At 64.4% G+C, this 6,247-nt stretch carries 3 protein-coding genes; 2 read left to right on the top strand and 1 reads right to left on the bottom strand.

Going from position 1 to position 6,247, the window contains the following annotated elements; all coding sequences use genetic code 11:
• Positions 1 to 96 precede the first annotated feature (96 nt).
• Both PSV40_RS03290 and hrpA read left to right on the top strand, forming a co-directional pair.
• Complete coding sequence (locus PSV40_RS03290) at positions 97 to 1,410, top strand: GGDEF domain-containing protein (protein ID WP_300534140.1); 1,314 nt, start codon at positions 97 to 99, stop codon at positions 1,408 to 1,410.
• Between the two features lie 72 nt (positions 1,411 to 1,482).
• On the top strand, positions 1,483 to 5,487 hold the full coding sequence (gene hrpA, locus PSV40_RS03285) for an ATP-dependent RNA helicase HrpA (protein ID WP_300534137.1): 4,005 nt from the start codon (positions 1,483 to 1,485) through the stop codon (positions 5,485 to 5,487).
• A 261-nt stretch (positions 5,488 to 5,748) separates the two neighbouring features.
• On the opposite strand, the gene PSV40_RS03280 is transcribed toward hrpA, so the two are convergent.
• Complete coding sequence (locus PSV40_RS03280) at positions 5,749 to 5,907, bottom strand: DUF3309 family protein (protein ID WP_096699913.1); 159 nt, start codon at positions 5,905 to 5,907, stop codon at positions 5,749 to 5,751.
• Positions 5,908 to 6,247 lie beyond the last annotated feature (340 nt).

Genomic DNA, 6,247 nt, shown 5'->3' with positions numbered 1-6,247 from the left:
TTTCGTTGGAAATACGCGCCTCCTTCAGGCTCATACCTCGTTGGACAAGGCTGCGCCCGCTGCCGGCGGCCGTTTCGCCGGATAATGCGGCCATTCATGGACAAACTCGCGTTTGGCTTCTGGGGCGTTTATTTCGGCACGGCGGCCCTGATGCTGGCGGGCTCGGCGCTGGCGTTCACCCGTTCGCTGCACCGCATCTCGCTCAATGCCGGCCTGTCGGCCACGGTCTCGAGTTTTTTCGTCGTCGCCTTTCTGGGCGGCCTGCCGATTGACGATGAAAGCAGGCTGGCGCGGGTTCTGGCGCATATTGCGATGCTGGTCTCGGGCTTTCTGGCTTACCTGCTGCTTTCCATCCTGGGTCTGCTGGACAGCAGGAAGACGCGGCTGCAGACCCGGCTGGCGCTGACGGTGCTGGTCCTGGGCGTGATGGCGGCGGGCTGGCTGCTGCCGCCGGTTCCCTCACTCGCGCTGGGTCTCGGGTTCGCCTGGACTCTGGGTGTGGTGGCGCTGGCCGTGTCGCTGCGCAGCGCCTACCGCGGAGACCGGCTGGCCTGGACGGCCGTACTCGGGGTGTTTTTCATGCTGGTGGCCATGCCGGGCCTGGGCTGGATCGCGCTGGTGCGCGGACAGGAGCCCTGGCCGGTGCATGCGGTCAGCGCGCTCGCCGGAACCGCCTACCTCGTGACCATGGCCGCGGCGCTCTGGACGCGCTACTCCTACCTGATCGAGCTGCACCAGGTCATGGCGATGGGGCCCAGTTATGACCCGGTGACCCGCATGCGTTCACACAATGAAACCGGGCAGATGATCGGGGATATCTTCCGGCGCCGCCGGGACGAGCCGGCCGGGCCGGCCGAGCCGGACGCAGCCGAAGTTGACAGCGGGGGCGGTGCCCGGGCAGCGGTCAATGCGCGGCCGGCACCCCACCGGGGGCCGCAGGTGGGCGTGATGGTCGTGAGCATAGGCAACCTCTACGCGCTCGAGCGCCTGCACGGCATGGCGGCGGTCAACCACGCGCTGTTTGTCTGTGCCGGGCGCTTGCGGCGCGCGGTGCCGGCCTACGTCGAGATGGGGCGGTTTTCGGGTGACGGCTTTGTGCTGCTTCTGCGTGATTGCAACGACAGTGGCCAGCTGATCCGGCTGGCGCACCAGGTGGAAGCACGCCTGTCCAAATCGGTGGTTCTCAGCACCAGCCTCGACGCGGCGCGGCGCGAAAGCGAGCAGACGCGCTGGCAGGCTGAAATCGGTGTCGGCGTGTTGCTGGTGTCCGACCCGGCGGCCAGGGCTTCTAGCGTGCTGGCCGCCTGCAAGGCGATGTCGCGCACTGCCATGTCGTATGCAAGCCGGGTCGCCTGGCTGGACCAGGCCAGTGGCGAAGCGGTCGAGCTGCCGGTGCTGCAAGCCGCTTGAAGCATTGTCTTGGCCCTGTTGACGGGCGGGCGCCCGCCAGCACCGATAATCAGTGGTTTTGAGCCCCATCCCTTGTCCTCGTCCCCCTTGTCCGTGCCCTTGCAGATTGATTTCCCCGAGTCCTTGCCCGTCTCGGGTAAACGCGAGGAAATCACCGCCGCCATCCAGGCCCACCAGGTCGTCATCGTTTGCGGTGAAACCGGCTCGGGCAAAACCACGCAGTTGCCCAAGATTGCGCTGGCCATGGGCCGCGGCAAGCTCAACTACCCGGCGGGCCAGGGCCGGCTGATCGGCCACACCCAGCCGCGCCGCATTGCCGCCTCCAGCGTGGCCAAGCGGATTGCCGAAGAACTCAAGACACCGCTGGGCGACGTGGTCGGCTACAAGGTGCGTTTCCAGGACCGGCTGAGCCGCGACGCCTCGGTCAAACTCATGACCGACGGCATCTTGCTGGCCGAGACGCAGACCGATCCGCTGCTGAAGGCCTACGACACCATCATCATCGATGAGGCGCACGAGCGCAGCCTGAACATCGACTTCCTGCTCGGCTACCTGCGCCAGCTCCTGCCGCGCCGGCCCGACCTGAAGGTGGTCATCACCTCGGCGACGATTGATGCGCAGCGGTTTGCGGATTACTTTGCTTCAAGCAAAGGGCCAGCGCCGGTGATCATGGTATCGGGTCGCATGTTTCCGGTCGAGCAGCGTTACCGTCCGTATGAAGAGTCGCGCGACTACGACCTCAACGATGCGATCGCCGACGGCGTGGACGAGCTCTGGCGCAACCCGCACAGTGCCGGCGACATCCTGATATTCCTGCCGGGTGAGCGTGAAATCCGCGAGGCGGCCGACCATTTGCGCAAACACCTCGCGCATCAGCCGCTGTTTCGCAATGCCGAGGTGCTGCCGCTGTTTGCGCGCCTGTCGCAGGCCGAACAGGACCGTATTTTTGACGGCCATACCGGCCGGCGCATCGTGCTGGCCACCAATGTGGCCGAGACCTCGCTGACGGTGCCGGGCATCCGTTACGTGATCGACGCCGGCACGGCGCGTGTCAAGCGCTACAGCTTTCGCAACAAGGTCGAGCAGCTGATGGTCGAGCCGGTGTCGCAGGCGGCGGCGAACCAGCGCGCCGGGCGCTGCGGCCGCGTGGCCGACGGCATCTGCATCCGCCTGTACGACGAGCAGGACTTTCTGGGCCGGCCGCGTTTCACCGATCCCGAAATCCTGCGCAGTTCGCTGGCGGCGGTGATTTTGCGCATGAAGGCGCTGCACCTGGGCACGATTGAAAGTTTTGCCTTCATCGAGCCGCCCCAGGGCCGTGCGATTGCCGACGGCTACCAGTTGCTGGCCGAACTCGGCGCGGTGGACGACGACAACGAACTGACGCCGGTGGGCCGCAACCTGGCCCGGCTGCCGTTGGACCCGCGTGTGGGCCGCATGATCCTGGAAGCCAAAGAGCGGCAGGCGCTCGACGAGGTGCTGGTGATTGCCAGTGCGCTCAGCGTGCAGGACGTGCGCGACCGCCCCATGGACAAGCAGGCCCAGGCTGACCAGGCGCATGCCAAGTTCGACGATGAAAAAAGCGAATTTTCGGGTTACCTCAAGCTGTGGAAGTGGCTGGGCGATACACGCGGCGGGAAACCCTCACACGGGGACATTCAACCAGTGGGGGTCAGAGCCCGATCTACCGAGCCGTCCGCTGGCGCGGACGCCTCCGGTCATCGGGGTCTGACCCACCATTCACACAAATTGTCCAACCGCCAGTACGAAAACCTGCTGCGCGAAAACTACATCAACATCCGGCGCGTGCGCGAATGGCGCGACATCCATTCACAGCTGCACGCGGTGGTGGGCGAGCAGAAATGGGTGCTCAACGACAAGCCCGCCAGTTACGAGCAGCTGCACCTGTCCATGCTCTGCGGCCTGCTTGGCAACCTTGGTATCAAGAACGAGGAAGACGACTGGTACCTGGGCGCGCGCGGCATCAAGTTCTACCGCCACCCTGGCGCCAAACTGAGTAAAAAACCGGGGCGCTGGATCGTGGCGGCCGAACTCGTGGAAACCACGCGCCTGTTCGGCCGCGGCATTGCCAACATCGAGCCGCAGTGGGTCGAGCAGGTCGCCGGCCATCTGCTCAAAAAACAGCTGCTGGACCCGCACTGGGAGAAAAAGGCCGCGCAGGTCACGGCGCTGGAACGCGCCACGCTGTACGGCCTGGTGATTTACAACGGCCGGCGCGTCAACTTCGGTCGTGTCGACCCGGTGACGGCGCGCGAGATTTTCATCCGCGAAGCGCTGGTCGCCGGCAACTGGGACACCAAGCTGCCTTTCCTGGCGGCCAACCTCAAGTTGATTGAACAGGTGCAGGACCTGGAGCACAAGGCGCGGCGTCAGGACGTGCTGGTCGATGAAGAGCTGATTTATGCCTTTTACGACCAGCAACTGCCGGCCGACATCTGCACCGGCGCTGGTTGCGAACACTGGTACAAGGACGAGGTCAAAAAGCAGCCCCAGCTGCTGCTCCTGAGCCGCGAAGAGCTGATGCGCCACGAGGCGGCCGGCATCACCACCCAGGCTTTTCCCAAAACGCTGCGTCTGGGCGGCGTTGATTGCACGGCGACGTATCTGCATGAGCCGGGCGACGCCAAGGACGGCGTCACTGTCGATGTGCCGCTGTTTGCCCTGAACCAGGTCAACGAGGAGCGCTGCGAGTGGCTGGTGCCCGGCATGCTCAAGGACAAGATCCAGGCCCTGATCAAGACCTTGCACCAGCGGCCGCGTTCGCGCCTGGTGCCGCTGCCCGATACCGCGGCGCGCATGGCGGCGGAGCTGCTGCAGCCGGAGAAGTTCGGTGCGGGCTCGCTGACGGACGCCGTGCTCAAGCTGGTGCGTGACGCGACCTCGCTGGACATCAAGCGCGGCGACATGAAAATCGACATGCTGGCGCCGCATCTGTTCATGAACTTCCGCGTGATTGACGAGCATGGCCGCCAGCTCGGCACGGGCCGCAACCTCGGGGCGCTCAAGGGCGAGCTGGGTTCGCAGGCGCGCGGCGCTTTCCAGGCGCTGGCCGGGTTGAAGACGCGCCCCGCGCCGCAGGAGTCCCGGGATTCTGAGTCAAATCGGCCTCCAGCCCAGAAGGGGCGGGCGCAAGCAGCTCCTGAAAACATAGCAGATCAGAAGGCTTCCACGGTCAGGACGCCGGAACGCTACACCAGCTGGAGTTTTGGCGAGCTGCCCGAACTCATGGAAATCAGCAAGGGCAAACAAACGCTGATCGGTTTCCCGGCGCTGATCGACCTCGGCGACGCGGTGACCATTGAGGTGTTCGACGAGCCCGACGTGGCCGCGGCCAAACACCGCGCCGGTTTGCGGCGCCTGTTTTCGCTGCAGATCAAGGACGCCCTGAAGTACCTGGAAAAGAATTTGCCCGAGCTGCAGAAAATGGCCACTGCCTACATGCTGGTCGGCCGCGCGGCCGACCACACGGGCGGCGGCACGCTGGAAGAACTGCGCGATCAGATCATCGAAGTGGCGCTGGATCGCGCCTTTTTACTGGACCCGCTGCCGACCAACGAGGCCGACTTCAAGAAACGCATCGACGACGGACGCGGGCGCCTGACGCTGATTGCCAGCGAAGTCGCGCGGCTGGCGGCCGGCATCCTGGTCGAGTTTGCCGCGGCGCAGCGCAAGATCAAGGACACCAAAAACGCCGCCGAGGCCGCCGCGGATGCAGCGCAGCAGCTGCAGCGCCTGGTGCCCAAACGTTTCCTGACGCTCACGCCCTACACGCAACTGCAGCACTTTCCGCGCTACCTCAAGGCCATCACCTTGCGGCTGGAGAAGTGGCGCGCCGACCCGGCCCGTGATGCGGCGCGGCTGGCCGAGTTGCGGCCCCAGGAACAGCGCTACTGGCGCCTGGTGGCCGAGCGCAAGGGCGCGACGGACGCCAGGCTGCAGGAGCTGCGCTGGCTGCTCGAGGAGCTGCGTGTCAGCTTTTTCGCACAGGAGCTGCGCACGCCGCAGCCGGTGAGCATCAAGCGGATTGAAAAAGCCTGGCTTCAACTGGTGGGTTGAAACCGGGCTTTTCAGCGCAGGCTGACAACTGCCCGCAGGGCTTGTTATGCCGTAGCTAAAAAGCCTGGCTTCAACTGGTGGGTTGAGGCAAGGCTTTTCAGCGCAGGCTGATAACTGCCCGCAGGGCTTGTGATGCGGCAGCTACAAAGCCTGGGCACAGATCAACAGCTGAGACGGTTTCACCGGGCCCTCGCGCGTAGCGCAAAAAAAAAGGACCCCGCCTTGCGGCAGGGTCCTTTTTTGTTCGAGGTGCTGGGAGCTCTAGATGCGGCCCATCAGCAGCAGCACGATCAGGATGATGACAATCAGTCCCAAACCACCGCTGGGACCGTAGCCCCATGAGCGGCTGTGGCCCCAGGTCGGCAGTGCGCCCACCAGAATCAGGATGAGGACGATGAGCAGAATCATTGAAATCGACATGGAGAACTCCTTGTTATGTATGCATTGATTCTTGCCTGTTGGTGTGCTGGATCAAGCAGGAAGGGGCGCTGACCTGCCGTCAGGGAGTTCCTACAGTTCGGGTTACGCGCTGCCTTGCTGCGCGGTGATCTGGTATCGGCTTGATTTGTCTGTCTGTAGTGCGCCAACAAGCCGGGTCTCGCCCCGGCGGGCGAGGCACTTTTCTTTGCGTCGCCAAAGAAAAGTACCCAAAAGAAAGGCGACCCGATGGTCTGGGTCCCTTCGCTTCGCTGCGGGCAACCTGTAGTGCTCGCCAAAAGCGGGGTCTGGCTAAACTCGCCTGCGGCTCAAACAACGCCAG

It is taken from the genome of Polaromonas sp. (genome assembly GCF_029945925.1).
GTDB lineage: Bacteria > Pseudomonadota > Gammaproteobacteria > Burkholderiales > Burkholderiaceae_C > Polaromonas.
The sequence above is the reverse complement of the archived record's forward strand: the minus strand, read 5'-3'. Positions and strand labels throughout refer to the sequence as shown.